The sequence below is a fragment of the Streptomyces sp. NPDC002130 genome (assembly GCF_040296465.1).
Taxonomy (GTDB): domain Bacteria; phylum Actinomycetota; class Actinomycetes; order Streptomycetales; family Streptomycetaceae; genus Streptomyces.
The window spans coordinates 26,497-51,625 of sequence record NZ_JBEOXI010000016.1 but is presented as its reverse complement, the minus strand read 5'-3'; the positions used below and the strand labels follow the sequence as shown (position 1 = coordinate 51,625).

At 72.1% G+C, this 25,129-nt stretch carries 25 protein-coding genes and 1 riboswitch; of the genes, 12 read left to right on the top strand and 13 right to left on the bottom strand.

Annotated elements, in window-relative coordinates:
- The first annotated feature begins 119 nt into the window (after window positions 1-119).
- Window positions 120-701 carry a TMEM165/GDT1 family protein gene (locus ABT116_RS05140; protein WP_351627998.1) on the top strand — a complete coding sequence of 194 codons (582 nt, stop codon included), beginning with the start codon at window positions 120-122 and terminating at the stop codon, window positions 699-701.
- Between the two features lie 209 nt (window positions 702-910).
- The gene (locus ABT116_RS05135; RefSeq protein WP_351627995.1) at window positions 911-1,570 is read left to right on the top strand and encodes an HAD-IA family hydrolase; all 660 of its coding nucleotides are present in this window, start codon (window positions 911-913) and stop codon (window positions 1,568-1,570) included.
- Window positions 1,571-1,585: 15 nt separating this feature from the next.
- Here ABT116_RS05135 and cpt read toward each other — a convergent pair whose 3' ends face one another.
- On the bottom strand, window positions 1,586-2,140 hold the full coding sequence (cpt, locus tag ABT116_RS05130) for a chloramphenicol phosphotransferase CPT (RefSeq protein ID WP_351627992.1): 555 nt from the start codon (window positions 2,138-2,140) through the stop codon (window positions 1,586-1,588).
- A 27-nt stretch (window positions 2,141-2,167) separates the two neighbouring features.
- Window positions 2,168-3,760, bottom strand: coding sequence for a peptidoglycan-binding protein (locus ABT116_RS05125; RefSeq protein ID WP_351627989.1), 1,593 nt, complete (start codon window positions 3,758-3,760; stop codon window positions 2,168-2,170).
- A gap of 159 nt (window positions 3,761-3,919) precedes the next feature.
- Between ABT116_RS05125 and ABT116_RS05120 the strand changes: the two genes are divergently transcribed.
- Window positions 3,920-5,971, top strand: coding sequence for an MDR family MFS transporter (locus tag ABT116_RS05120; protein ID WP_351627986.1), 2,052 nt, complete (start codon window positions 3,920-3,922; stop codon window positions 5,969-5,971).
- Here ABT116_RS05120 and ABT116_RS05115 read toward each other — a convergent pair.
- Window positions 5,938-6,465 (bottom strand): GNAT family N-acetyltransferase, encoded by a 528-nt coding sequence (locus ABT116_RS05115; RefSeq protein ID WP_502983821.1) that lies wholly within the window; start codon window positions 6,463-6,465, stop codon window positions 5,938-5,940. The two genes, ABT116_RS05120 and ABT116_RS05115, sit on opposite strands and share 34 nt — an antisense overlap.
- Window positions 6,466-6,632: 167 nt before the next feature.
- Here ABT116_RS05115 and ABT116_RS05110 point away from each other — a divergent pair, with 167 nt between their 5' ends.
- Together ABT116_RS05110 and ABT116_RS05105 are read left to right on the top strand one after the other, a co-directional pair.
- Complete coding sequence (locus tag ABT116_RS05110) at window positions 6,633-7,328, top strand: hypothetical protein (RefSeq protein ID WP_351627977.1); 696 nt, start codon at window positions 6,633-6,635, stop codon at window positions 7,326-7,328.
- 5 nt (window positions 7,329-7,333) lie between these two features.
- Window positions 7,334-8,023, top strand: coding sequence for a hypothetical protein (locus ABT116_RS05105; protein WP_351627974.1), 690 nt, complete (start codon window positions 7,334-7,336; stop codon window positions 8,021-8,023).
- A gap of 19 nt (window positions 8,024-8,042) precedes the next feature.
- On the opposite strand, the gene ABT116_RS05100 is transcribed toward ABT116_RS05105, so the two are convergent.
- Window positions 8,043-8,450 (bottom strand): DnaJ family domain-containing protein, encoded by a 408-nt coding sequence (locus ABT116_RS05100; RefSeq protein ID WP_351627971.1) that lies wholly within the window; start codon window positions 8,448-8,450, stop codon window positions 8,043-8,045.
- Window positions 8,451-8,546: 96 nt separating this feature from the next.
- Here ABT116_RS05100 and ABT116_RS05095 point away from each other — a divergent pair, with 96 nt between their 5' ends.
- A complete protein-coding gene (locus tag ABT116_RS05095) occupies window positions 8,547-8,939 on the top strand; it encodes an FHA domain-containing protein (RefSeq protein WP_351627969.1) in 393 nt (130 codons plus the stop codon).
- A gap of 10 nt (window positions 8,940-8,949) precedes the next feature.
- Here ABT116_RS05095 and ABT116_RS05090 read toward each other — a convergent pair whose 3' ends face one another.
- Together ABT116_RS05090 and proP are read right to left on the bottom strand one after the other, a co-directional pair.
- Window positions 8,950-9,621, bottom strand: a complete 672-nt coding sequence (locus ABT116_RS05090; protein WP_351627966.1) for an O-methyltransferase — start codon at window positions 9,619-9,621, stop codon at window positions 8,950-8,952.
- Window positions 9,622-9,708: 87 nt separating this feature from the next.
- On the bottom strand, window positions 9,709-11,094 hold the full coding sequence (gene proP / locus ABT116_RS05085; RefSeq protein WP_502983820.1) for a glycine betaine/L-proline transporter ProP: 1,386 nt from the start codon (window positions 11,092-11,094) through the stop codon (window positions 9,709-9,711).
- A gap of 346 nt (window positions 11,095-11,440) precedes the next feature.
- Here proP and ABT116_RS05080 point away from each other — a divergent pair, with 346 nt between their 5' ends.
- Both ABT116_RS05080 and ABT116_RS05075 read left to right on the top strand, forming a co-directional pair.
- On the top strand, window positions 11,441-13,480 hold the full coding sequence (locus tag ABT116_RS05080) for a bifunctional glycosyltransferase 87/phosphatase PAP2 family protein (RefSeq protein ID WP_351627960.1): 2,040 nt from the start codon (window positions 11,441-11,443) through the stop codon (window positions 13,478-13,480).
- Window positions 13,481-13,570: 90 nt separating this feature from the next.
- Window positions 13,571-13,981: a peptidoglycan-binding domain-containing protein gene (locus ABT116_RS05075; protein ID WP_351627957.1), complete on the top strand. Its 411-nt coding sequence runs from the start codon at window positions 13,571-13,573 to the stop codon at window positions 13,979-13,981.
- On the opposite strand, the gene ABT116_RS05070 is transcribed toward ABT116_RS05075, so the two are convergent.
- The gene (locus ABT116_RS05070; protein ID WP_351627954.1) at window positions 13,982-14,377 is read right to left on the bottom strand and encodes an ATP-binding protein; all 396 of its coding nucleotides are present in this window, start codon (window positions 14,375-14,377) and stop codon (window positions 13,982-13,984) included.
- 91 nt (window positions 14,378-14,468) lie between these two features.
- Between ABT116_RS05070 and ABT116_RS05065 the strand changes: the two genes are divergently transcribed.
- Complete coding sequence (locus ABT116_RS05065) at window positions 14,469-15,317, top strand: helix-turn-helix domain-containing protein (RefSeq protein ID WP_351627951.1); 849 nt, start codon at window positions 14,469-14,471, stop codon at window positions 15,315-15,317.
- Window positions 15,277-15,555, top strand: a complete 279-nt coding sequence (locus tag ABT116_RS05060; RefSeq protein WP_351627948.1) for a DUF397 domain-containing protein — start codon at window positions 15,277-15,279, stop codon at window positions 15,553-15,555. The genes ABT116_RS05065 and ABT116_RS05060 overlap by 41 nt, the downstream gene beginning before the upstream one ends.
- Here ABT116_RS05060 and ABT116_RS05055 read toward each other — a convergent pair.
- Window positions 15,539-16,708 (bottom strand): steroid 3-ketoacyl-CoA thiolase, encoded by a 1,170-nt coding sequence (locus ABT116_RS05055; RefSeq protein ID WP_351627945.1) that lies wholly within the window; start codon window positions 16,706-16,708, stop codon window positions 15,539-15,541. The genes ABT116_RS05060 and ABT116_RS05055 overlap by 17 nt on opposite strands.
- 218 nt (window positions 16,709-16,926) lie before the next feature.
- Between ABT116_RS05055 and ABT116_RS05050 the strand changes: the two genes are divergently transcribed.
- Entirely contained in the window at window positions 16,927-18,162 is a 1,236-nt protein-coding gene (locus ABT116_RS05050) for a cytochrome P450 (RefSeq protein WP_351628017.1), read from the top strand.
- Window positions 18,163-18,326: 164 nt separating this feature from the next.
- Here the strand turns inward: ABT116_RS05050 and ABT116_RS05045 are convergent, their stop codons facing one another.
- Genes ABT116_RS05045 through ABT116_RS05025 form a run of 5 tightly spaced genes read right to left on the bottom strand, consistent with a single transcriptional unit; the run spans window position 18,327 to window position 23,820 of the window.
- Window positions 18,327-19,202: an ECF transporter S component gene (locus ABT116_RS05045; RefSeq protein ID WP_351627943.1), complete on the bottom strand. Its 876-nt coding sequence runs from the start codon at window positions 19,200-19,202 to the stop codon at window positions 18,327-18,329.
- A complete protein-coding gene (locus ABT116_RS05040) occupies window positions 19,202-20,884 on the bottom strand; it encodes an ABC transporter ATP-binding protein (RefSeq protein ID WP_351627941.1) in 1,683 nt (560 codons plus the stop codon). Before ABT116_RS05040 ends, ABT116_RS05045 begins: the two co-directional genes overlap by 1 nt.
- Complete coding sequence (locus ABT116_RS05035; RefSeq protein ID WP_351627939.1) at window positions 20,881-21,972, bottom strand: energy-coupling factor transporter transmembrane component T; 1,092 nt, start codon at window positions 21,970-21,972, stop codon at window positions 20,881-20,883. Before ABT116_RS05035 ends, ABT116_RS05040 begins: the two co-directional genes overlap by 4 nt.
- Window positions 21,965-22,603 (bottom strand): SCO2322 family protein, encoded by a 639-nt coding sequence (locus tag ABT116_RS05030; RefSeq protein WP_351627936.1) that lies wholly within the window; start codon window positions 22,601-22,603, stop codon window positions 21,965-21,967. The genes ABT116_RS05035 and ABT116_RS05030 overlap by 8 nt, the downstream gene beginning before the upstream one ends.
- Window positions 22,600-23,820, bottom strand: coding sequence for an SCO2321 family membrane protein (locus ABT116_RS05025; RefSeq protein WP_351627933.1), 1,221 nt, complete (start codon window positions 23,818-23,820; stop codon window positions 22,600-22,602). Before ABT116_RS05025 ends, ABT116_RS05030 begins: the two co-directional genes overlap by 4 nt.
- 139 nt (window positions 23,821-23,959) lie before the next feature.
- A riboswitch (cobalamin riboswitch) is annotated at window positions 23,960-24,076 on the bottom strand.
- A gap of 237 nt (window positions 24,077-24,313) precedes the next feature.
- On the opposite strand from ABT116_RS05025, the gene ABT116_RS05020 reads away from it, so the two are divergent.
- Window positions 24,314-25,129: an SAM-dependent methyltransferase gene (locus ABT116_RS05020; protein ID WP_351627930.1), complete on the top strand. Its 816-nt coding sequence runs from the start codon at window positions 24,314-24,316 to the stop codon at window positions 25,127-25,129.

Sequence of the window (25,129 nt, the reverse complement as noted above, 5' to 3'; positions counted from 1 at the left end):
TCGGCAAAGCAGTGCACGCCCGTGCCCCCGGCACGGGTACCGATGTGCTGCCGTGCCGAGGTGTCGCGTGCGAAGGTCCAGCACTCTCGGTGGGGCAGCCCCGACCGATTGAGGAACCCTTGATCAGCCTGACCGTGACGGCCGTCGTCTTCGGCGTCGTCTTCCTCGCAGAACTGCCGGACAAGACCGCCCTCGCCGGCCTCGTCCTCGGCACCCGCTACCGCGCCTCCTACGTCTTCGCCGGTGTGGCCGCCGCCTTCGCGCTGCACGTCGCGCTCGCCGTCGCGGCCGGCAGTGTGCTGACGCTGCTGCCGCACCAGATCGTGCAGGCCCTCACGGGCGTGCTCTTCCTGGGCGGGGCCGCGGTGCTGCTGCTCAAGAAGGGCGAGGAAGAGGAGGAGGTCCGCAAGCCGGAGAACCAGTCCTTCTGGAAGGTCTCGGGTGCCGGGTTCATGCTCATCCTGGTCGCCGAGTTCGGTGATCTGACCCAGATCATGACCGCGAACCTGGCCGCCCGCTACGACGACCCGCTCTCCGTCGGCCTGGGTGCGGTGCTCGCGCTGTGGGCCGTGGCCGGGATCGGCATCGTCGGCGGAAAGGCCCTGATGAAGAAGGTGCCGCTGCGGCTGATCACGCAGATCGCGGCGCTGGTGATGCTGGCGCTCGGGCTGTGGAGCCTGTGGGAGGCCGTGACCGGATGACCCGGGCGGGCTGAACAGGGGGTGAACGTTCGGTGGGGGCCCCTGGCGCGAAGCCGGACTTGTTTTGTACCGTGGAGAAACAAAGTGGCCTCCGCCCGTTTTCCCTGACCGGCGGGCGGGGCCGCCTTGTCCCCCCGGGGCCTGCCGGTCGCGATCCGTCGTCAGCCCCTCTCCCGCGCTGTAACGCGCCCCGAGCCCTGGAGCTGCCGATGACGGCCACCGCCGTGCTCACCGCCCGCGCCCTCCTGCTGGACATGGACGGCACCCTCGTCAACTCCGACGCCTCGGTCGAGCGCGTCTGGCGGCGCTGGGCCGAGCGCCACGGGCTGGACGGGGACGAGGTCATGAAGGTCGTGCACGGCCGGCAGGGCTACGCCTCCATGGCGCTGCTGCTGCCCGACCGGCCGATGGAGCAGAACCACGCCGACAACGCCCGGATGCTCGCCGAGGAGACGGCCGACACCGACGGTGTCGTCGCGATCCCCGGGGCGCCGGAGTTCCTGGCCTCGCTGCGGGGGCTGCCGCACGCGCTGGTGACCTCCGCCGACGTGCCGCTCTCGACGGCGCGGATGGCCGCGGCCGGTCTGGAACTGCCCGGGGTGCGGGTGACGGCGGAGTCCGTCGGGGCGAGCAAGCCCGACCCCGAGGGGTTTCTGAAGGGCGCCGCCGAGCTGGGGATCGCTCCCGCCGACTGTGTGGTGTTCGAGGACTCCGGAGCCGGGATAGCGGCCGGCCGCGCCGCCGGGATGACGGTGGTCGGCATCGGTGCCCGGGCCGCGGCCCACGAGCCGGACGTCGTGGTGGAGGACCTCACGACGGTGCGTGTGGAGGCCGGCGCCGACGGGACGATCCGGCTGCACATCGGGTGAACCCCGGCCGCCGGCTCACTCGGGCGGCGCGGGCGCACCCGTCACGTGGGCGGCGATGACGCGCGCGCACTCCAGGGACTCGGCGTGCGTCGTGTCCACCTCCACGTCGTAGCTCAGGCCCTCGTGCACGACCCGGGCCTGTGACGCGGCCATGCCCCTGACCCGGTCTCCCCGGGCGATCTCGCGGCCCGCGGCGACCTCGGCGTCGCACCGGACGCCGACCCAGAGCACGTCGAGTCCGGCGAGGGCCTTCTCCCACCGCTGCCGGGACGCCGTGCCCCCGAGGAAGACGTCGTCGACGATGATCCCGGCGCCGGCGCGGGCCATGGCGGCGATGCCCTCGGTCCAGGCCGCGTCCAGAGCCCGGAACTCCGCGCCCACGCTCACGCCGCCGTCCGCCGCGAACGTGATGCCGCCGTCCGAGTCCCGCAGCCTCGCGGGCAGTGCGTCGACGAACGAGTCGACACCGAAGGCCAGCCACGGATCGGGCAGGACCTGTTGCAGGCACCGGACGATCCCGGACTTGCCCGAGCTCGAACCGCCGTTGAGAACGATCACCTGAGTAGTCACGGGGTCACGGTAGGACGCCCGGGCCGGTCACGGCTCCCGGGTTTCCGACTCCAGCTTGGCCCGGGTTTCCGGGTCGTAGACGCCGAGGTCGTCGCTCTGGATGCCGCGTGACCACTGGTAGGTGCGGACCGCTTCCTGGAGGCGGTCGTCGAAGGTGCCGTCGGTGTCGTCGTCGTAGAGGTACAACTGGCGCAGGCGGAGCTGGAGTTCGGTGACCTCCGGGCCGCTGTCGCCGAGGCGCAGGACGGCCGGGCCCTTGTTCTGGCGGGAGTTGTCCGGAGGTGCCTGTCCGGTGCCGGTCGCCGATGCCGACGGCTGCGATGCCGACGGGGACGGCGACTGCGACGGGCTCGCCGAGGCGCTCGGCTCGGACGGCGACGGTGAGGCGGACGGGCTCGCGGTGCGGGACGGCGACGGCCGCGGTGCCGCCGGGGCCGGCTCAGCCGCAGAGGCGCTGCCCGCCGGGGGTGTGGATGCCGCGCTGCTCGACGGGGCGTCCGGCACGCTCGCGCGGATGTCGTCCGGCAGCGCGGTGTCCCGGGAGGGGCTCTCGTAGGAGAACAGCCCACTCGCGTACCCGGCCGCCGCGACGACGGCGACACAGGCACCGGCGGCGGCGAGCAGCAGGGTGCGCCGCCGCCCGGGCCTCCGCGCGCCGGTCCCACCCGCGTCCGGCGCGCCGCGGTCCGCCCGCGCCGTTCCGTCGAACAGGCGCAGGTCGGTGACGCTCGGTTCGGTCGGGGCGGGCGCCGGGGGCGTCGGGCCCATCGAGACGGTGGCGGCCGGAAGCACGGCGGTCGCGTCCGGGTCGACCGGGCGCAAGGGCATCGTGGCGTCGGCGGGGGTGGGCGGCGGAGCGGCACTCCCGACGGGCGCCGACTCCGCATGCCGCGGCGAGGCGGTGGTGCCTGTGGTCATGTGCGGGGGCGAGGCGGTGGTGCCCGATTCCGCGTGCCGCGGCGAGGCGGTGGTGCTCGTGGCCGTGTGCGGGGGCGAGGCGGTGGTGCCCGATTCCGTGTACCGCGGGGAGGCGGTGGTGCCTGTGGCCGTGTGCGGGGGCGAGGCGGTGGTGCCCGATTCCGTGTACCGCGGGGAGGCGTTGGTGCCTGTGGCCGTGTGCGGGGGCGAGGTGGTGGTGCCTGTGGCCGTGTGCCGCGGCGAGGCGTTGGTGCCTGTGGCCGTGTGCGGGGGCGAGGCGGTGGTGCCCGATTCCGTGTGCCGCGGGGAGGTGGTGGTGCCTGTGGCCGTGTGCGGGGGCGAGGCGGTGGTGCCCGTCTCCGCGTGCCGGGGCGCGGCTGCCTCGGCCGTCGGTTCCCGACCCGGGGCAGGCGGTGATGCCTGGGCGGGGCGGGGCCCGGCATCGCCGTCCGCGTCGGCGGCGCTCGGGGTGTCCACGAGCGGGTCGGCCGGGGGTGCAACGGGCGGCGTCGTCGTGGCCGGGTCGATCTCCACGTACGGGCGGATCCGCAGCGGGTCGAAGTCCTCCGCTGCCGCCGCCTGGGCCGTGCGGGCGTCGCGCAGGGCCTCGGCGGCTCGGTGTGTGCAGGCGCAGGCGGGGGTGTTGTCCCGCTGTCTGGGCGCGCCGCACTCCGGGCACGGGTGGCCGTTCGGCGGTTCCACGCGTTCCTCCCTCCCCTCGCGAACTCCAGAGATTATCCAGATCTTCTCCACAGTGCGGTCGGGGAGCCCCCGGAAGCGCGGCTTCCAAAAGGGCCCGGCAGGCCATAACAGGTCACAGCGGTCAGGATGGAAAAAGTCACAGGAGACGCGGGAGGTCGGATGGCCGAGGACGGGAACGCCACCACGCTGACGCCCCAGGGCGCGGCCCCTCGGGAGCAGGTGCCCGGGAACGTCCTGGTCTCCATCGGCGCCCTGCTCCTCGGCATGCTGCTCGCCGCCCTCGACCAGACCATCGTGGCGACCGCGCTGCCCACGATCGTCAGCGATCTCGGCGGTCTGGATCACCTCTCCTGGGTGGTCACCGCGTATCTGCTGGCCGCGACCGCCGCCACCCCCCTGTGGGGCAAGCTCGGCGACCAGTACGGGCGCAAGAGACTTTTCCAGACGGCGATCGTGATCTTCCTGGCCGGTTCCGCGCTGTGCGGGGCCGCGCAGGACATGGGCCAGCTGATCGCGTTCCGGGCCCTGCAGGGGCTCGGCGGCGGCGGGCTGATCGTGCTGTCGATGGCCATCGTCGGCGACCTCGTGCCCCCTCGTGAACGCGGCCGCTACCAGGGCCTGTTCGGGGCCGTCTTCGGCGCGACCAGCGTGCTCGGACCGCTGCTCGGCGGCCTGTTCACCCAGCATCTGAGCTGGCGCTGGGTGTTCTACGTCAACCTGCCCGTCGGCGTCGTGGCGCTCGCCGTGATCGCGGCCGTCCTGCACATCCCGCGCCGGGCGCAACGACACGTCATCGACTACCTCGGCACCTTCCTCATCGCCGCCGTCGCCACCTGCCTGGTGCTGGTCGCCTCACTCGGCGGGACGACCTGGGCATGGGGGTCCTGGCAGATCGTCGGCCTCGCCGTGCTGGGCGTCGTCCTCGCCGTCGCCTTCGTGGCCGTCGAGCAGCGGGCCGCCGAACCCGTCCTGCCGCTCATACTGTTCCGGGTACGCACCTTCACGCTCGCCGCCGTGATCAGCTTCGTCGTCGGGTTCGCCATGTTCGGCGCCATGACCTATCTGCCGACCTTCCTCCAGGTCGTGCAGGGCATCAGCCCGACCATGTCCGGTGTGCACATGCTGCCGATGGTGCTGGGCCTGCTGCTGGCCTCGACGGCCTCCGGGCAGATCGTCAGCCGGACCGGCCGCTGGAAGGTGTTCCCGATTCTCGGCACCGGCATCACCACACTCGGGCTGCTCCTGCTCCATCAGCTCGACGAGCACTCCTCCACCGCCGAGTTGAGCGGCTACTTCTTCGTCTTCGGACTCGGGCTCGGCCTGGTGATGCAGGTCCTCGTGCTCATCGTGCAGAACGCCGTCCCCTACGAGGACCTGGGCGTGGCCACCTCCGGCGCGACCTTCTTCCGCTCCATCGGCGCCTCGTTCGGCGTCGCCGTCTTCGGCACGGTCTTCGCGGGCCGGCTCGGCGACCAGCTCACCGACGCCTTCCGGGGTGCGCAGCTGCCGCCCGGCACCTCCGTGGACACGCTGGAGGCCGACCCGCGGGGCATCGCCGCCCTGCCGTCCGGCCTGCGCCCGCCGGCCCTGCACGCCTACGCCGTCTCCATCACGGACGTCTTCCTGTACGCCGCCCCCGTCGCACTCCTCGGCTTCGTGCTGGCCTGGTTCCTGAAGGAGGACCGGCTGCGCGGCTCGGTCACCGCACCCGACGCCAGCGAGACCCTCGCCAGCAACCCCGTGGAGCGGTCCTCGTACGACGAGGTGTGCCGGGCGCTGTCGGTGCTCGGCACCCGCGCGGGGCGGCGTGAGATCTACCGGCGGATCACCGCCCGGGCGGGCTACGACCTGCTGCCCGCGACGAGCTGGCTGCTGCTGCGGATGCGGCGCTACGGCTCCGTGGAGCCAGGAGTGCTCGCCGACACCATGCCCGTGCCCCTGACCGTGATCATGGAGGCCGCCCGGCAGGCCGAGGAACGCCGCCTCGCGGTACGCCGGGGCATCGACATGGTCCTGACCGACAAGGGACGCGAGGTCGCCGCCCGGCTGGCCGAGGCCCGCGAGGAGTCACTCGCCGAGCTGCTCGGCGACTGGTGGGGGCCGGACCGGCCGGCCGACCTGGAGCAGCTGGTGCGGGAGCTGAACAGCGAACTGTGCGGATCGCGGCGCGAGCGGCCTTACCGGTTGCGCTCCTCGCAGGAGCCGGCCTGAGGTCGGGTCAGTTCCTTGCGGAACCAGTGCTCCGCGTACCGGTCGTCGTTGTGCGGGCCGGTCTCCGTGTAGCCGAGGCGGGCGTAAAGGCCGCGGGCCTCGACGAGATCGCCGCGGGTGTCGAGGATCATCCGGGTGGCGCCGAGCGCGCGTGCGGCGTCCTCGGCGGCCCGGACCAGGAGCGGCGCGCCGCCCCGGCCGCGCATCGCCTCGTACAGGAACACCCGCGTGAGCTCGGCGGTCGTGCCGTCCAGCAGACGTACGCCCGCGCTGCCGGCCGGCTCGCCGCCATACCGGGCGACGAGCAACCGGCCGTCGGGCGGCGCGAGATCGACACCCGGCTGGGCGGCGATCTCCCGCTCCAGCTCGGCCGGGTCGGTCCGGCGCCCCTCGTGCAGCAGGTACCAGCGGTCGCTGACCTCGGTGTAGTACGCCCGCCACAGGGCGGCGGCGACGGGTGAGTCATACGGTTCCGGCGTCACGGTCCACATCACGAACCGCATTCTCCGCAGCCGCCCCACCGGACACGCAACCGAATACTTCCGGCCACCTGTTCGCGCCCGGTGCGGCCGGGCGCCGTTTGGAGACGGGCTTCGGGGCTACCCGACGGGCGAACCGGCTCGCGAGGAGAGCCGGTTGGGCGAGAACCCGGAAGGCATTCATGTCCACTGGCCTGATCATTGCTCTGATCGTGATCGCGGCGGTCGTCATCATCGCGGCCGTCATGACCCTGCGCGCCCGCGGGCCTCGGCGGGGCCCGAGCCTGAAGCGGCGCTTCGGACCCGAGTACGACCGGGCCGTCGCCCGGCACGACGGTGACGCCAAAGCGGCCGAGCGCGAACTGACCGAGCGCGTGCAGCGCCACGGCGATCTGCGCGAGCGGTCGCTGGAGCCGGCGCAGCGCGAGCAGTACGAGGCGCGCTGGACGGCCGCTCAGGAGCGGTTCGTCGACTCGCCGCGCGATGCCGTCGCCGAGGCGGACCGGCTGCTCGCCGAGCTCGCCGGTGTCCGCGGCTTCCCGGACGGCGGGCAGTACGAGGAACAGCTGGCCGCGCTGTCCGTGCACCACGCCCACCACGTGGACGGCTACCGGCGCGTGCACCGCGCGGCGCATCTGCGCGCGGAGGACGCCCGCGACGGCGGCCAGGGCACGGAAGACATGCGTGAGGCCATGGTGGCGGCCCGCGCCCTGTTCGAGGAGCTGGTGAAGCCGGTCCGCCACGACGGCGGCGGCCACACCGGCGGACGGCACGACAGCGGCCGCGAGCGCGCCGCTCTGAACGGCGGCCGCAAGGCCCCGGCCCGCGGCGGGCACCTGCCGTGGGCGATGAACCGACGTCAGGCGAAGGAGAGTTGAGGTAAATGGCCGACATGACCCGACCGCCCGGCGACCAGACGCCGGCCGCCCCGGACGCCCGCGGCGAGAGCGCCCTGGGCACCGGCCACCGCACGACCGCGCGGGACACGGGCCGTCACGAGACCGCCCGGGGCCCGGAGCAGCCCCACGGCGCCGGCCCAGACCTCGGAACGGACCGCGCAGTCACGCCCGGGCCCGACACCGACCGCGCCGTGGCGCACGGCACCGACGCGGACCGCGCCGTGGCGCACGGCACCGATGTGCCCGGCACGGACCGGCGCGGGGACCGGCATGACACGGATCGGTACGACTCGGACCGGCCCGACGCGGACCTGCTGGGGTCCGGAGCGCGCCGCGGCGACCACGGCACCGGCCCCGACAAGGTCGGCTCCGCCAAGAACCGGGCCGGCCTCCTCGCCCATGAGGAGTGCGACAAGCTCGGCTCGCAGCTGCAGCACGCCGTCGCCGGGTTCGTCGACGGGCCCAGGGCCGCCGTCGAGGAGGCCGACCACGTGCTGGAGGAGATCGCGGCCCGCTTCACCGAGGCCGTGACGCAGCGCCGCCGCACCCTGCGCCACTCCTGGCAGTCCGTGGAGGGCGGCGAGAGCAGGTCCGTGTCGTCGGCCGACACCGAGCAGCTCCGCCTGGCCCTCAAGGACTACCGCGAGCTGGCCGAACGGCTGCTGCACGTGTGAGCCGGGGGAGATCCCCCGGTCACCGGTCCGCCCGGCGCTCCCGCCACTGCCGTACGACGTCCTCGACGTCGTACGGCTTCTTTCCCAGCGGGGGGCCGGGCGGCGGCTTGAACATCATGTCGCGGATCTTCACGTTGACCTCGTCGATGATCTTCCGGACGATCCGCTCCGAGGGGGCCGCGAGCGCGGCCTCCAGCGCGTCCTCCGCCTCCTTGCGCAGGGCCAGTGCCGGCGGGAGGACGGAGAAGCCCTCGCGGGCCATCTTCCGCTTGACCCACCACATTTCGTCGTAGGTGCTCTCGACGTCACGGGGGAGCGGTGCGCCCGCGCCCGGCAGCCGGTCGAACTCCCCGCGTGCCTCCGCCTCACGGATCTGCTTGTCGACCCAGGACTCGAAGTCGACGCCCGGTGGCTTTCGCTCGGTCATGAGGCCATTGTGCCGGACACCGCGTGGCCGGGCGTTTTATCATGCGGCGGGCCAAGAACCCGGCTGACCCACCAGGACGTCTCAGGAGGAGCGCACGTGCTCGAACTCACCATGGCCACCGTCGCGGAGGCGGAGGCGGGCGCCACGGCCGGCATGCTCATGGCCGAAGCGCCCAGCGAGCCGGGCGCGGTGCTGCGGGTGGGCCGCGACAAGTCCGTGTGCCGGCTGAGCACGCCGGACGACTGGCTGTTCGTCTCCCGCGTCCACCTGGAGTTCCTGTGCGGGCCGGAGGGGACCTGGCAGGTCACCTGGCTGCGCGGCTCCCAGCCCGACCCGTCCTCCGAAGTGCGACTGACCCTGGGGGAGTACACCCAGCCCCTCGCGTACGGCGGCACCGTCCCGCTGCCCCGGGGCGGCAGCGGCGAGATCATCATCCAGGACCGCACCGCCCCGCGCAGCGTCAACGTGGGCTTCTACCACGAGGTGTGACGGCGGGCCCTCACGCCAGCACACGGGCCAGCGCGAACCCGTCGTAGCCCTTCATCCCCACCGTCTGGATGGCGGTGCCGCTCAGCCTCGGATGGCCGGCGATCAGCTCGATGGCGGAGCGGGTGCCGGTCACGTCCGGGGCGGTGCTGTCCGCGTCGACGACCCGGCCGCCCCGTACGACGTTGTCGAGGACGATCAGGCTGCCCGTGCTGGTGAGCCTGATCGCCCACTCCACGTAGTGCGGGTTGTTGGCCTTGTCGGCGTCGATGAAGACCAGGTCGAACGGGGGCGGGTTCTCGTCGGCCAGCTTGGGCAGCGACTCCAGGGCCGGACCGACCCGCACCTCGACCAGCTTGTCCAGGCCGGCGCGGGCGATGTTGCGGACGGCGACCTCGGCGTGCCGGGGGTCGTACTCCAGGGAGACCAGGCGCCCGTCGGCGGGCAGGGCGCGGCCCAGCCAGATGGTGCTGTAGCCGCCGAGCGTGCCGATCTCCAGGATGTGGCGGGCGCCCTGGATCTGGGCGAGGAGCTGGAGGAGCTTGCCCTGGTTCCCGGCGACGTTGATGTGCGGAAGCCCGGCGGCGTCGCTGTCCCGCAGGGCGGCCGCCAGGGCTTCGTCGTCCGGGGCGAGGTGGGCGGTGAAGTAGGCGTCGACCTCGTCCCAGACGTGCGACTCGCTCATGCACCTCTACCTTTCGTCAGCATGGTTAGCATCCCTGACTACTGGCGCTGACGAAGATAGTTGGTGCCGGGGTCGCTGTCAGCGGGATCACTCGGCGTGTCGGCCCGCCACCGAGGGGGCCGAGCCGGGCAGTGGGCGACCCGCCGACTCCGCCATGCGCCACACCGCGAAACCGCCGATCACGGCCGCGGCCATCATGTAGTAGGCGGGCATCATCATGTTCCCGGTGGCGCCGATCAGAGCCGTGACCACCAGCGGGGTCGTGCCGCCGAACAGGGACACCGAGACGTTGAAGCCGATCGACAGCGAGCCGTAGCGGACCTTCGTCGGGAACAGCGCCGGCAGCGCGGAGGGCATCGCCGCCGTGAAGCAGACCAGCAGCAGGCCGAGGGCGCCCATGCCGAGCGCGACCGCGAGCAGGCTGCCCTGGCGGATCAGCAGCAGGGCCGGGACGGACAGCAGCAGGAAGCCCGCGCAGCCGGTGGCGATCACCGGGCGGCGGCCGACCCGGTCGGTCAGCGCGCCGACGAACGGCTGGGCGATCATCATCACGGCCATCACGCCGAGGACGACCAGCAGGCCGTGCGTCTCGTCGTAGTGGAGCTGACCGGTCAGGTAGCTCGGCATGTACGACAGCAGCATGTAATCGGTGACGTTGAAGACCAGCACCAGGCCGATGCAGAGCAGCAGCGCGCGCCACTGGCCGGTGACCATCTCGCGCAGCGGGGTCTTCGGGCGGTTGTTCTCGGCCTTCTCCGCCTCGGCCGCGAACGCCGGGGTCTCCTCCAGGCGCAGCCGGAGGTAGAGGCCGATGATGCCCATCGGGCCCGCGACCAGGAACGGGATGCGCCAGCCCCAGGACGTCAGGTCGTCGGCGGAGAGCAGGGCGGTCATGATCGTGACCAGGCCGGCACCGGCGATGTAGCCGGCGAGCGTGCCGAACTCCAGCCAGCTGCCGAGGAAGCCGCGCCGCTTGTCGGGGGCGTACTCGGCGATGAAGGTGGAGGCGCCCGCGTACTCGCCGCCGGTGGAGAAGCCCTGCACGAGGCGGGCGACCAGGAGCAGGATCGGCGCGCCGACACCGATCGTCGCGTACGACGGGATCAGACCGATCGCGAAGGTGCCCGCCGCCATCATGATCATGGTGAGGGCGAGGACCTTCTGGCGGCCCACGCGGTCGCCGAGCGGGCCGAAGACCATGCCGCCGAGGGGGCGGACCAGGAAGGCCGCGGCGAAGGCGCCGAACGTGGACAGCAGCTGGGCGGTGGGGTTGCCCGAGGGGAAGAAGACCTTGCCCAGCGTGACGGCGATGTAGCTGTAGACGCCGAAGTCGAACCATTCCATCGCGTTGCCCAGCGCGGCCGCCTTCACGGCGCGCTTGACGAGCGCGGGGTCGGTGACGGTGGGCTCGGGGGTCTTCGCTTTGCGCGTTTTCACGAGAGAAGCGGGGGCGACGACTGAGGCAGTCGACAAGGCTCGCTCGCCTACCTTTCGACGGGGACAGGGACGCGGTCCCGCGCGGCGGCGCTGTCGTACGGGCCGAATGAGCGACGATAGGCGGATTTGCTCCGCTCACGGGCGGTACAGAAGTCGTTGCACGCTGCACGTAAACCGTCGCTGTACAGGTGCTTCTGCCCCCTCGGGTGCGGTTCCCACTCGATCTTCGTGTGATCCTTCTCGCTTCCGAGTGTGCAGTCGCCAAGTGATCCGTGGTTGCCCGCGCCTTCTTTCCCGGGCTCGCGTGATCCCCATAGGGTTCGCAGGAGAATCCCCGCATTCTGGACATGTGGGATGAACTGCTGCGGAAGGCCGATGAGGCGTGGCGAAGGCGGATCACGGCGGACGACCGGCGGAGGGCTTCGGAGCGACGGCGGTCGACGGGGTCCGCACCCGCCTGCGCGCCACCCGCCTCGTGCTGTGGCTGATCGCCGCCGTCCTCGCCGCCCGGCAGGTGGCCGCCGTCCTGGCCACCCCGCGCGGTGAGCGGCTGACGGACCTGGAAACCTGGGTCGGGCCCAACGGTGTGCTCCATGTGAACGGCTCGCTGTACGACTCCACCCGCTTCACGGGCACGCCCTTCTCGGGCCTCGCCCTCAAGCCCCTCACCCGTTCGGCCGAACAGGCCCTCGGCTGGGGCTGGACCTCCGGCACGCTGCTGCTCGTCGTCGCCCTCGGCCTGACCGCCGCCCGCGCCCTGCCCCAGCCGGTCAGCCGCCGCACGGCACTGCTGGCCGCGCCGGTCGCGGTCAGCCTGCTGATGCTGTCCCTGCCGGTCCGCGACACCCTGTCGCTCGGCCAGACCAGCGTCATCCCGGTCCTGCTCGTCCTGCTCGGCTGCTTCACCGTCCGCGGCCAGCGCACCAGCGGCCTGCTCATCGGCGTCGCGGCGGCGCTTCAGCCCACCCTGCTGCTGTTCACGCCCCTGCTGTGGTGCACCGGCCGCAGACGCGCCGCGCTCGCCACCGGCGTCACCTTCGCCGCCTGCACCGGGCTCGCCTGGGCGGCCATGCCGCACGACTCCTCCCAGTACTGGGTCCACCACCTGGCGGGCGCCGGCCTCGGCGGCCGGGCCGACGACCTCACCAACCAGTCCCTGCACGGCGCCCTGCTCCGGCTCGGCCTGGACGGCCCCGCGGAGGTCGCGCTCTTCCTGTCGCTCGGCGCGGCCGTCGCCGTCCTGGCCCTGCGCCGGGCCGTGCGCTGCTTCCGGGACGGCCGTCCGCTGCTCGCCGTCGCGATCACCGGCTGCGCCGCGATCGTCGTCTCGCCCACGGCCTGGCAGCACCAGCTGCTGTGGGTACTGCTCACGGTCGTCGGCCGGGTCGGCACGCGTGCGTCGGACCGGTACGTCTGGCCGGTCACCGTCGTCCTGGTCATGACCCTGCCGGCCCGGATGCTGCTGCCGGACATGGCGCTGCTGCGGCCGCTGCGCGACAACGTCGTTCTGCTGGCCGCCCTCGCCGCCGCCACCGCCGTGCCGTTCCTGTCCCGCACCTCGCCCGCCTACCGAACGCCGACGCCGCCCGCCTACGCGCCCACCACCCCGGCCCGCTTCCGGCACGTGCCGCTGATGCCGTTCCTGCGCCGGGTCCTCAGTCGGCCCAACCTCCTGCTCGAACTGCTCCTCCTGCGCGTCACCTACGCCGCCTACTCCAAGGTCCGTCTCGCCGCCACCGGCGGCAGCAACTCGGCAGGGCGTGCCGAGGCCGAGGAACACGGCATGCAGATCTACGACCTCGAACGCGCCCTGCGCCTCGACGTCGAGCACTGGCTCAACCACACCGTCGTCACGATCGGCTGGCTACGGGACTTCCTCGACTTCTACTACACGTCGCTCCACTTCGTTGTCCCGCTGGCGATCCTCGCGGTCCTCTACCGGCGCCGCCCCGGCGACTACCGCTGGGCCCGCTCCGCCCTCGGCTTCGCCACGCTGCTCGCCCTGGTGGGCTTCTGGCTCTACCCCCTGGCCCCGCCCCGTCTGATGCCGACGCTCGGCTTCATCGACACGGTGCACGGCACGCAGGACTTCTCACGGCCCGACTACGGCACGCTCACGCACCTGACCAATCAGTACGCGGCCATGCCGTCCCTGCACTTCGGCTGGGCGCTGTGGTGCGGACTCGTGATCGCCGTCCTGGCGTCACGGTGGTGGGTGAAGGCGCTGGGCGTGCTGCATCCGCTGCTCACCTTCGCCTCGATCGTGGCGACGGGCAATCACTGGGTGCTGGACGCGGCCGGGGGAGCGGTGGTGGTGGCGGCGGGGTTCGGACTCACGTACCTGCTGTCCGGGCCCCGGGCCGTCACCGTCGCGGCGGCCGAGCGGGAACGCGCACCGACCCGAAAGACCGTACGAAGGTGACTGCTTGACGGCGCAACCGGCCCGAGATGCAACGCAGGTGAGGGCCGCGCACGATGAGAAGGAAGAGCACCCTCTCTGGAGGTGATCGGGATGCGACGTGTCCTCACCGCCGTAGCGGCGCTGGCACTTCCCATTTCCCTCGCGGCAGCACCGGCTGTGGCTTCGGCGCCCGACGTGGTCAAACCAGCCCAGGCCGTGGACAAGTTGAATCGTCCAACAGCCCTCGTGGCCCAGGGGCCGGACGACGTCTGCGACTTCACCATCAACCGTCCGAGCCTTCGTCTGGGATCGTCCGGGGCGGCAGTCCAGCAGGCCCAGTGCTACCTGAACCAGGCGATCGATGCGGGCCTTGACCAGGACGGGGACTTCGGCCAGATCACGCAGTCCGCGACAAGGGCCTTCCAGCAGTGTGCCGGCATCGTCGTGGACGGTCGCATCGGAGCGCAGACCTGGTCGTTCCTCTCCTTCTGGGCCAACGCGCCGGGCGCTCCCTTCTGTTAGTTAGCGGGGCCCGCATTCGAACCACACGGTCTTCCCGCCCCCGGACCAGAGCGACACGCCCCACTTGTCGGCCGTCGCGTCGAGCAGGAGCAGCCCGCGGCCGCTCTCGGCGTCGGCGTCCAACCCATCCGGTGTGGAGGGCAGTTCATCGCTGCCGTCCGTGACCTCCACCCGTACGCCCGTGCGCTGCCGCAGCAGCAGTAGTGCGCAGCGGCGGTCCGGGACGTGCCGTACGACGTTGGCGAGCAGCTCGGTCACGCCCAGCTCCACGGCATCCGACAGCTCGGGCAGGCGCCACTCCTCCAGGAAGGAGCGGACGATACGGCGGATGTGCCGGGGGGCGTGTTCACCGACAGTGAGGCGCATCGAGTACTGGGCGGGAAAGTATTCGTTCACGGGACGAGGCTGACGTGTGGTGACTACTCTCGGCAACGGAACGGATACAACCCGTCCCGTGGTGGACGGGGTTGCGTGAGAGGGGCTCTGCGTGACCAACATCAACGCCCTCGACCCGGGTGCGTCCCCGCTCGACTACTACGGCTACGAGCTACGGCGGCACAGGGAGGCCGCCGGGCTGACACAGCGGCAGTTGGGGGACATCCTCAACTACACCGGCTCCCTGGTGGGCCAGATCGAGACGGCTCGGAAACTTCCGACGCCGGAGTTCAGCGAACGGGCGGATGCGGCGCTGGGGACGGACGGTATGTTCTCCCGACTCGTCGAGTTGGTGTTGCGCAGTCGGCTTCCGGCGTGGTTCCAGCAAGTGGCGGAGCTGGAGGGGCGGGCGACGGAGATCAGCACCTTCCAGACCCATGCCATCCACGGCCTTCTTCAGACCCCCCAGTACGCACGTGCCGTGCTCGGGGTGCTGGACGACACCGACCTGGAAGACCGCACTGCCGTCCGGTTGGCTCGACAGCGCATCCTGGAGAAGGGGCAGGCCGCTGTCCTCTGGATGGTCATCAGCGAATCCGTCCTGTACCAGGAGGTGGGCGGTCGGGAGACCATGCGGGGGCAACTGGCTCATCTGTTGACCTTCGAGCGCATCCCTGCGATCAACCTGCAAGTCTTGCCGTTCTCTGCCGGTGCGCATGCAGGAATGCAAGGCTCGTTCACCCTCTTCCGGTTCGCGGGCGACGCAGCCATCGTCTACACAGAGGGCTACGGCAGCGGACATCCGACCGCGAATCCGGACACCGTCAAGGACTGCTCGCTCCGTTACGATCATCTGCAGGCCGCCGCGCTCTCCCTCAGGGATTCGGCGGAGTTGATCCGGCGATTGATGGAGGAACGCTATGGCGAGCAACGCGCTTCCGGCGGGGACTCAGTGGCGTAAGTCCAGCTACAGCGGCGATCAAGGCGGCGAATGCGTCGAATGCGCGCCGATCGGGGCCCTGGCCTGGCATAAGTCCGCGCACAGCGGCGACCAAGGCGGCCAGTGCCTCGAGGTCGCCGAAACCCCGCACGCCACCGTCGCGATCCGCGACTCCAAAACCCCGGCGGGACCGATGCTCACCCTCGACCCCGCCGCCTTCACCACCTTCGTCAACTGGACGTCTACAGCCGCTGAATGATCGTGCCGGTGGCCAAACCGCCCCCCGCGCACATGGTGATCAGCGCGAACTCCTTGTCCACGCGCTCCAGTTCGTGAAGCGCCGTCGTGATGAGCCGGGCCCCGGTCGCTCCCACCGGGTGCCCGAGCGCGATCGCGCCGCCGTTGACGTTCACCTTCGACAGGTCCTGGTCGAAGACCCGTGCCCAGCTCAGCACCACCGACGCGAACGCCTCGTTGATCTCCACGAGGTCGATGTCCTTCAACGACATCCCGGCCTTGCCCAGCACGGCGTTCGTCGCGTCGATCGGGCCGTCGAGGTGGAAGTGCGGGTCGGAACCGACCAGTGCCTGGGCCACGATCCGGGCCCGGGGCCGCAGCTTCAACGCCCGGGCCATCCTCTTCGACGCCCACATGATCGCCGCCGCCCCGTCGGAGATCTGGGACGAGTTGCCCGCCGTGTGCACCGCCGTCGGCATGATCGGCTTCAGCGCGGCCAGCGCCTCCGCCGTCGTGTCACGCAGGCCCTCGTCCTTGTCGACCAGGCGCCACATGCCCTGCCCGGCGTGCTGCTCCTCCTCGGTCGTGGGGACCTGGACCGCGAACGTCTCCCGTTTGAAGCGCTCCTCCGCCCAGGCGTGCGCGGCCCGTTCCTGCGAGGCGAGGCCCAGCGCGTCGACGTCCTCGCGGGTCAGGCCACGGTGCCGGGCGATCCGCTCGGCCGCCTCGAACTGGTTCGGCAGATCCACGTTCCACTCGTCGGGGAACGGCTTTCCCGGCCCGTGCTTGGAGCCCGACCCCAGCGGCACCCGCGACATCGACTCCACCCCGCAGGAGATGCCGACGTCGATCACGCCCGCCGCGACCATGTTGGCCACCATGTGCGAGGCCTGCTGGGACGACCCGCACTGCGCGTCGACGGTCGTCGCGGCCGTCTCGTACGGGAGCCCCATGGTCAGCCAGGCCGTGCGCGCGGGGTTCATGGACTGCTCGCCGGCGTGGGTGACCGTACCGCCGACGATCTGCTCGACGCAGTCAGCGGGAATGCCGGTGCGGCCGAGGAGTTCGCGGTAGGTCTCGCCCAGGAGGTAGGCGGGGTGCAGATGGGCGAGCGCGCCGCCGCGCTTGCCGATGGGGGTGCGTACGGCTTCGACGATCACGGGTTCGGCAGCCATGGGTGCGGGTCCTCTCCGGGAGGCTCAGCGGAACTAGTACGCGTTCTAGTTCTGCAAGCAGTGTGCTGAGGGCTGCTCGGTGACCGCAATAGTCGTGCGGGCAATTGGCGGGCCCATGCCTCTTGCTACTTGTAGAACCCGTTACTACCGTCACCGCAACTCCGCACAGCTGATGGGCCGTCAGACCGATGAGTCGGTACGAGTGGTGGGAGCCGCCCATGCCCTGTCCCGCGCTGCCCGACGGGTTCGACTTCACCGACCCCGACCTGCTGCACCACCGCGTGCCCCTGCCGGAGTTCGCCGAGCTGCGCCGGGCCGAACCGGTCTGCTGGGTGCCGCAGCCGGCCGGACTCGCGGGCTTCCAGGACGAGGGCTACTGGGCCGTCACCCGGCACGCCGACGTCAAGTACGTCTCCACGCACCCGGAGTTGTTCTCGTCGTCCCTCAACACGGCGATCATCCGCTTCAACGAGCACATCGAGCGCGACGCCATCGACGCGCAGCGGCTCATCCTGCTGAACATGGACCCCCCGGAGCACACCCGGGTCCGGCAGATCGTGCAGCGCGGGTTCACGCCCCGGGCGATCCGGGCGCTGGAGGACCGGCTGCGGGCGCGGGCCCACTCCATCGTCGCGTCCGCCCGCGCGCACACCGGGCCGTTCGACTTCGTCACCCAGGTCGCCTGCGAACTGCCTCTCCAGGCGATCGCCGAGCTGATGGGCGTCCCCCAGGAGGACCGGGACAAGATCTTCGACTGGTCCAACAAGATGATCGCGTACGACGATCCCGAGTACGCCATCACCGAGGAGGTCGGCGCCGAGTCGGCCACGGAGATCATCGCCTACGCGATGAACATGGCCGCCGACCGCAAGCAGTGCCCGGCCCACGACATCGTCACGCAGCTCGTCGCGGCGGAGGACGAGGGCAATCTCAGCTCCGACGAGTTCGGCTTCTTCGTGCTGATGCTGGCCGTCGCGGGCAACGAGACCACCCGCAACGCCATCACCCACGGCATGCACGCCTTCCTCACCCACCCCGGGCAGTGGGAGCTGTACAAGAGCGACCGCCCGGAGACGGCGGCGGAGGAGATCGTGCGCTGGGCGACCCCGGTCGCCGCCTTCCAGCGCACGGCCACCCAGGACACCGAACTCGGCGGCAAGCGCATCCGCGAGGGCGACCGGCTGGGGCTGTTCTACGCCTCGGCCAACCACGACCCCGAGGTCTTCGACGACCCGGACACCTTCGACGTCACCCGTGATCCCAACCCGCACCTCGGTTTCGGCGGCGGCGGCCCGCACTACTGCCTGGGCAAGTCCCTCGCCGTGCTGGAGATCAACCTCATCTTCAACGCGATCGCCGACGCCATGCCCGGGCTGAGGCTGGTCGGGGATCCGCGCCGGCTGCGGTCGGCGTGGATCAACGGGGTGAAGGAGCTGCCGGTGAGCACGGGCTGACGTACCGGTCCGGACATGGCACAGGCGACGGCCCCGGGGATCAGGGGGCCGTCGCCTGGTCGTCCAGGGAAACAGGGCCCCGCCCGTACCCGCAAAGCTCCCTCTTACTAGGCCGGGCCGCATGTCAGGCACCGCTCCGGCGGTGTGACCGGGACCTTGTCCCACTATTCGGCTTCGTACGTGACGCGGGTCATGTGGGGCGCTTCACTGCCGGGCGCCTCGAACATGACCGGTGCCTCGAAGGCCGCCCTGCGCGTGGCCCTGCGCAGCGCCCTGAGGACCGCGGGGCCGAGGGTGAGGGTCAGGACGACCGTGACGACGGCCCGGCCGAGGTCCCAGCCGAGCGACGTGGCGACGCAGTAGGCGACGAACCGGGCCAGGTTCGTGGCCACCGGCGCGTGCGGGTCGAAGGCCACGTTCGAGGCGAGAGCGCTCATGAAGGGCCAGCCCGCCATGTTCATCACCGTGCCGTAGGCGAACGCGGCGAGGAAGCCGTAACCGGCGAGCAGCGCGAGCTCGGTCCGGCCGCGCAGCCGGTCCGGGCCGGGCAGCAGGCCCGCGCCCATCGCGAACCAGCCCATCGCCAGCATCTGGAACGGCAGCCACGGCCCGACCCCGCCCGTGAGCAGCGCCGACGCGAACATCGTCACCGAGCCGAGGACGAACCCGAAGCCCGGGCCGAGCACCCGGCCGCTCAGCACCATCAGGAAGAACATCGGCTCGATCCCGGCGGTACCCGCGCCGATCGGCCGCAGGGCCGCCCCCGTGGCGGCCAGCACGCCGAGCATCGCGACCGCCTTCGGGCCGAGCCCGGACTCCGAGATCGCCGCGGCCACGACCGCCACGAGCAGCACCAGCAGACCGGCGAAGAGCCAGGGCGCGTCCTGCGCGTGCGCGCTGAGCCGCGAGGTGGGCGGGGTGAGGAAGGGCCAGGTGAAACCGGCCACGCCCACCGCGCTGACCAGGGCCAGGGCGGTGAGGGAGCGAGGGCCGAGGCGGACGGCCCGGGCCTGCCGCTGGAGGGTCGTCGGGGTGTCCATCAGCCGGCCTCGGGGTGCAGGGCCGCGCGGACCTGGGTGACCGTGAGCCAGTGCTGGGGCGCCAGGATCTTGGTGACCTGCGGGGCGAAGGACGGCGAGGAGACCACGATGTCGGCCGTCGGGCCGTCCGCGATCACCTCGCCCTCGGCCAGCAGCACCACCCGGTGGGCGATCTCGGCCGCCAGTTCCACGTCGTGCGTGGCCAGGACGATGGCGTGCCCCTCGGCGGCCAGCGCGCGCAGCACCGCCACCAGCCGGGCCTTCGCCGCGTAGTCCAGGCCCCGGGTCGGCTCGTCCAGCAGGAGCAGTGGCGGCCGGGCGGTCAGCACCACGGCCAGGGCGAGCGCGAGCCGCTGCCCCTCCGAGAGGTCCCGGGGGTGGGTGCCGTCGGTGACACCGGGCAGCAGCTCGGAGACCAGGGCACGGCAGGTGCCGGAGGCTGCGCCCGCGTCCTTGTCGGCCGCCGCGCACTCGGCGGCGACGGTGTCGGCGCAGAGCAGGTCGCGAGGCTCCTGCGGGACCAGGCCGACCTTGCGGACGAGGTCCTTCGGGGCGGTGCGGTGGGGGGTGGCTTGGCCGAGGCGGACGGTTCCGGAGCTGGGCTTGACGAGGCCGACCAGGGCGTTGAGCAGGGTGGATTTTCCGGCGCCGTTGCGGCCCATGAGGGCGATGGTCTCGCCGGGGGTGATGGTCAGGTCGACGTGGCTCAGGGCTTGGACGCGGCCGCGGAGTACGGAGAGGGCTCGTACCTCGCCTATGGGGGTGGGGTGTGCGGATCGCTTGTGGGTGCGGGGTGTCTGTGGCTTGTCGCGCCCACGCGGCGGCAGCCGCACATCGACTGCAGCCCCGCGCCCCTCAAGAGGGGCGTTTTCCAGCTGTTGCTTCAGATGTCCTGCCTTGCGGCGGGCGTCGCGGACCGTCAGGGGCAGTGGGGTCCAGCCCGCCAGGCGGCCCAGGGCCACCACCGGTGGGTACACGGGGGACACGGCCATCACCTCGGCCGGGGGGCCCAGGATCGGGGCGGCGTTCGGGCCGGGCAGGAGGACGACCTGGTCGGCGTACTGGATGACGCGTTCCAGCCGGTGTTCGGCCAGGAGGACCGTCGTGCCGAGGTCGTGGACGAGCCGCTGGAGCACGGCCAGCACCTCCTCGGCGGCCGCCGGGTCGAGCGCGGAGGTCGGCTCGTCCAGGACGAGGACGCTCGGGTGCGGGGTGAGGACCGAGCCGATCGCGACGCGCTGCTGCTGGCCGCCGGACAGCGTGGCGATCGGGCGGTGCCGCAGGTCGGCGAGGCCGAGCAGGTCGAGTGTCTCCTCGACGCGGCGGCGCATCACGTCCGGGGCGAGGCCCAGCGACTCCATGCCGTAGGCGAGTTCGTCCTCGACGGTGTCGGTGACGAAGTGCGAGAGCGGGTCCTGGCCCACCGTGCCCACGATGTCGGCCAGTTCGCGCGGCTTGTGGGTGCGGGTGTCGCGCCCGGCTACCGTGACCCGGCCGCGCAGGGTGCCGCCGGTGAAGTGCGGGACGAGTCCGCTGACCGCGCCCAGGACCGTGGACTTGCCCACGCCGGACGGGCCCGCCAGCAGGACGAGTTCGCCTTCCGGGACCTCGAAGTCGATGCCCCGCACGGTGGGTTCGGCGGCCCCGTCGTAGGTCACGGAGACATCCTCGAAGCGGATCACGACGGCTCCTCGGGGTCGGGGGCGACGAACGCGGGCAGCAGGCCGAGGAGCACGGCCGCGGCCGGCCAGAGGGGGAGGGTGGGGGCGACCAGGGGCACCACGCCCGGGTGCAGGGCCGCGGGGTCGCGGGCCGCGGCGACGGCGAGCAGGGCCGCGACCGCGACGCCGGAGGCGGCGACCAGCCAGGCGCGCACGTCCCAGCGGTCCGGGCGGTAGCGGGTGCGCAGCGACCGGCGGCCGCCGAGTTTGAGGCCGACGAGGGCGGCGGCGAGACCCGTGAGGAGCACGGGGAAGCCGTAACCGGCGCCCTCGGCCGTGAGGAGGCCGTACGTTCCCGCGCAGACGCCCAGCAGGCCGCCGAGGGTGAGGGCGGCGGTGGTACGGCGTACGGCGGGCGGGACCTGGGCGGTACGGCCGTAGCCACGGGCGTCCATCGCGGCGGCCAGGGAGACCGAGCGCTCCAGCGCGCCCTCCAGGACCGGGAGCCCCACCTGCAGCAGGCCCCTGATGCCCTTGTCCGGGCGGCCGCGCAGCCGGCGGGCGGCGCGCAGGCGCTGGACGTCGGCAATGAGGTTCGGGGCGAAGGTGAGGGCGACGACGACCGCGACGCCCATCTCGTACAGGGCGCCCGGGAGGGACTTCAGGAGGCGGGAGGGGTTGGCCAGGGCGTTCGCGGCGCCGACGCAGATGAGGAGCGTGGCCAGCCTCAGTCCGTCGTACAGGGCGAAGGTGAGGGCCTCCGCGGTCACCTCGCCGCCCAGGCGGATGCCCTGGGCCCAGGCGGGGAGGGGAACCTCGGGGAGGGTCAGGAGGGTGTGGGTGCCCGGGATGGGGGAGCCGAGGACGGTCGCGAAGAGCAGACGGACGAGGATCACGGCGAGGGCGAGTTTCACGAAGGCGCCGTAGGAGCGGGACCAGGGGGTGTCGGGGCGGCGGGTGGCCACGACGTAGGCGGAGACCGTGATGAGGAGGGCGAGGAGCAGGGGGTTGGTGGTGCGGGTGGCGGCGGTGCCGAGGGCGAGCGCCCAGAGCCACCAGGCTCCGGGGTGCAGTTGGGCCCGGCCTCGCCGCCGAGGGCCGCTATCCACGCCGCCGTACCTGCCAGATCGCCGCGCCGCCCAGGACCACCACCACGGCGACACCCGCCACCAGGCCGAGGGACGGGCCGTCGTCCGACGGCGTCCTCTGCTCCGCTGCCGGCTTCTCCTTCTCCTTCTGACGCTGCTGGACCTGCTCGCCGCAGCCCTGCTCCGGATAGCCCGAGATCGCGCACAGCAGGGCGTTGGTGTCGTAGCGCAGCGGCTTGGCGACCGATGCCAGGGCCTCGGCCGTCGTCGCGTCGGGGGAGACCCGGGCGCAGGCGGTGCGGGCGGCGGGCGGGGTTTCGCCCTCGGGAGCGTCCGAGGGGGTGCCGAAGTCGAGGACCAGGGCCACTCGCTTGCTGCCGTCCCGCGCGGGCGTCTTCGCGCAGATCGTCGCGAAGTCGGCGCTGCCGCGCGGCCGGACCGCGCTCGCGGAGTCCTCGCTCACCGCGAAGCGGAAGCCCTGGACGTCGCCGTCGGAGGGGCGGGCCAGGGACGGGCCCTGGGTGGCGTAGACCCAGCGGCCGGCGTCGCGCTCCCAGAACGACCAGTACCGGTAACCGGCGGCCTGGGCCTGGCCCGCGCCCGCGCACAGCAGGAGCGAGGCCAGGAGGAGGAGAACGGCCCGGCGGATCACAGCTGCTGCTGCTTCTTGCGGCCGGTGAACAGGAACCCGATGCCGATGCCGGCGACCAGGCAGACGCCGACGTACCACCAGACCCCGAAGAAGTCCGAGCCGGAGTCCTTCTTCTCCTCCGCCGCCTTGGTCTTCTCGGCGGTCTGCGGGGCCGGGCCCGTCGCCCCCAGCTGCTTGACGAGGTCCGCGCCGCCGAAGTCACGCGGGTTCGTGCCCGTCGCGTGGGCGGCGAGGATCAGCTGGGCGTAGGCGGCCGGACCGCTCTGCGCGGCCCAGGACGCGGAGTTCTTCTCCAGCCACCGCACGGACTTCTCGGCCTGCGCGGTCTCACCGAGCGCGGCGAGTGCGACGACCGCGTCGGCGGTGTTGCCGAAGTCGGGCTGGGGCTCGGCACCGGCCAGGGCGGACATGAGGTGGTTGCCGTCCTCGGAGAGGGCGGTGGTGAGGTAGCCCGCGCCGTTCGCCGCCGCCTGCTGCGGCGTCGCGGCCTTCTCGCAGGTCGCGTCGGACTTCTCCGCGGCCTTCTCGCCGGGCTCGACGACCATGCCCTTGCCCAGCGCGCCGAGCACACCGGCGGCCGTGGCGTCCGCGTTGGCGGCGAGCTCGCCCTTCTTGTCCGGCTGGAACGCGAAGGCGCCGCCGCCGTCCCCGCCGCAGGGCAGGGCGAGCTTCAGCAGCGCGTCGTAGGGCGACTTGCCGTCCTTCTCGACCTGGCCGGGCTTGTCGCCGACGGCGGCGAGCGCACCCGTCACGATCGACGTCGAGTTGGTGTCGCTGGCGCCGCCGGGCGAATAGCCCCAGCCGCCGTCCTTGTTCTGGACGGACTTCAGCCAGCCGACGGCCTTGCCGGTGACGTCGTCGTGCCCGCCGAGCGCGGTCAGGGCCTGGACGGCGGCGGACGTGGCGTTGGTGTCCCGCATGGTCTTGGCGTCGCACGGGGTGGTGGGGTCGGGGCGGTACGAGGCGAAGGAGCCGTCCGCGCACTGCTGCCGCGCCAGCCACTGCACGGACTTCGCCGCCGGCTTCACACCCACCGTGTCCTGCGCGAGCAGTGCGAGGGACTGCCGCCAGACCCCGTCGTACTTCGGGTCCGTGCCGCCGTACAGGGCGGAGGGGAACGCCTGGGAGGGCGACGGGGACGGGGCGGCGGCGGCCGGGGTGGCGGCGCCGATCACGGCGACGGCGGCCAGGACCGCGGCGCTGCGGCGGACGTTCATGATCGGCGGGTGCCTCTCCCTGTGGGGGAGCCGGGCAGCGCGGGACACCCCGGCGGCTCGGCTCCGTATACCTCGACGGTGCCGTGCACCGGCGGTCTGCCGGGCACATGAGCCGGTCACGAACCATACGAGGCGATCCGGCTCACCACCACGGGCGGCGGTTCACGGTTGCGAGTCAGCGCCGGAATTGCACCGGCTTCTCCTCATACGGTGTGATGACGACCTGCTTACTGTACCCGCCCGTAGGAATCGGGCTGAGGGGTGCCGAGTGAGGGCTTGGCCACGTGCCGGCGGGGTGCCGGGGGGGGATGGCTCGGCCCTCCCGTTCCGGGCGGGGCGGGCAGTGGTGCGGCTTCGCCCTGCGCCGTCGGGGTGTCAATCCGACGATGAGTCAGGGTGAAGTCGAACTGCCGGACTTCGCAGAGGAGTTGATCCTCCTTCGGGAATGGAAGGGCTAACGTGGGGCTCCCCGACCACACACGCAGGAGCGTCCATGACCGACCAGGCGGAGAATCCCGAGCAGGAGCCGTTCCCCAAGATCGACACCTCGGTGCCGCACTCGGCCCGGATCTGGAACTACTGGCTGGGCGGCAAGGACAACTACGAAGTCGACCGGGTCGCCGGTGACGCGTTCCGTGAGGTGTTCCCCGGTATCGAGACCGGGGCCCGCGCCGCCCGGTACTTCCTCGCCCGCGCCGTGCGCCACCTGGCCGCCGAAGAGGGCATCCGCCAGTTCCTCGACATCGGCACCGGTCTGCCCAACGTGGACAACACCCACCAGATCGCCCAGCGGGTGGCCCCGGAGAGCCGGATCGTCTACGTCGACAACGACCCGCTGGTGCTGGCCCACGCCCGCGCCCTGCTCACCAGCACACCGGAAGGCGTCACCAACTACGTGGACGCCGACCTGCGCGAGCCCGACAGCATCGTCCGGGAAGCCGCGAAGACACTCGACTTCGACCAGCCCGTCGCCCTCATGCTGATGGGCATCCTGGGCCACATCGAGGACCACGAGGAGGCCCGCTCGATCGTCCGGCGGCTGGTGGACGCCCTGCCCCCCGGCAGCTACCTGGTGCAGTACGACTCCACCGACACCAGCGAGGACTACGTCCGGGCCATCCAGACGTACAACGACGGCGGTTCGATCCCGTACATCCTGCGCAGCCCCGAGCAGATCGCGCGCTACTTCGACGGTCTGGAACTGCTTGAACCGGGCGTGGCGTCCTGCTCGCGCTGGCGTCCCGACGCGGCGGCCCTGGGCCTCCCGGCCGAGGTGCACCAGTACGGCGGCGTCGCCCGCAAGAACTGA

Bases quoted from the DNA above. Each gene is read 5' to 3' on its own strand.
- ABT116_RS05025 (WP_351627933.1), bottom strand. From the start codon at position 23,820: ATGAACGTCCGCCGCAGCGCCGCGGTCCTGGCCGCCGTCGCCGTGATC.
- ABT116_RS05100 (WP_351627971.1), bottom strand. From the start codon at position 8,450: ATGACCGAGCGAAAGCCACCGGGCGTCGACTTCGAGTCCTGGGTCGAC.
- ABT116_RS05120 (WP_351627986.1), top strand. From the start codon at position 3,920: ATGGCCGAGGACGGGAACGCCACCACGCTGACGCCCCAGGGCGCGGCC.
- ABT116_RS05090 (WP_351627966.1), bottom strand. From the start codon at position 9,621: ATGAGCGAGTCGCACGTCTGGGACGAGGTCGACGCCTACTTCACCGCC.
- ABT116_RS05075 (WP_351627957.1), top strand. From the start codon at position 13,571: ATGCGACGTGTCCTCACCGCCGTAGCGGCGCTGGCACTTCCCATTTCC.
- ABT116_RS05020 (WP_351627930.1), top strand. From the start codon at position 24,314: ATGACCGACCAGGCGGAGAATCCCGAGCAGGAGCCGTTCCCCAAGATC.
- ABT116_RS05045 (WP_351627943.1), bottom strand. From the start codon at position 19,202: ATGGACACCCCGACGACCCTCCAGCGGCAGGCCCGGGCCGTCCGCCTC.
- ABT116_RS05050 (WP_351628017.1), top strand. From the start codon at position 16,927: ATGCCCTGTCCCGCGCTGCCCGACGGGTTCGACTTCACCGACCCCGAC.
- ABT116_RS05055 (WP_351627945.1), bottom strand. From the start codon at position 16,708: ATGGCTGCCGAACCCGTGATCGTCGAAGCCGTACGCACCCCCATCGGC.
- ABT116_RS05105 (WP_351627974.1), top strand. From the start codon at position 7,334: ATGGCCGACATGACCCGACCGCCCGGCGACCAGACGCCGGCCGCCCCG.
- ABT116_RS05135 (WP_351627995.1), top strand. From the start codon at position 911: ATGACGGCCACCGCCGTGCTCACCGCCCGCGCCCTCCTGCTGGACATG.
- ABT116_RS05060 (WP_351627948.1), top strand. From the start codon at position 15,277: ATGGCGAGCAACGCGCTTCCGGCGGGGACTCAGTGGCGTAAGTCCAGC.
- ABT116_RS05110 (WP_351627977.1), top strand. From the start codon at position 6,633: ATGTCCACTGGCCTGATCATTGCTCTGATCGTGATCGCGGCGGTCGTC.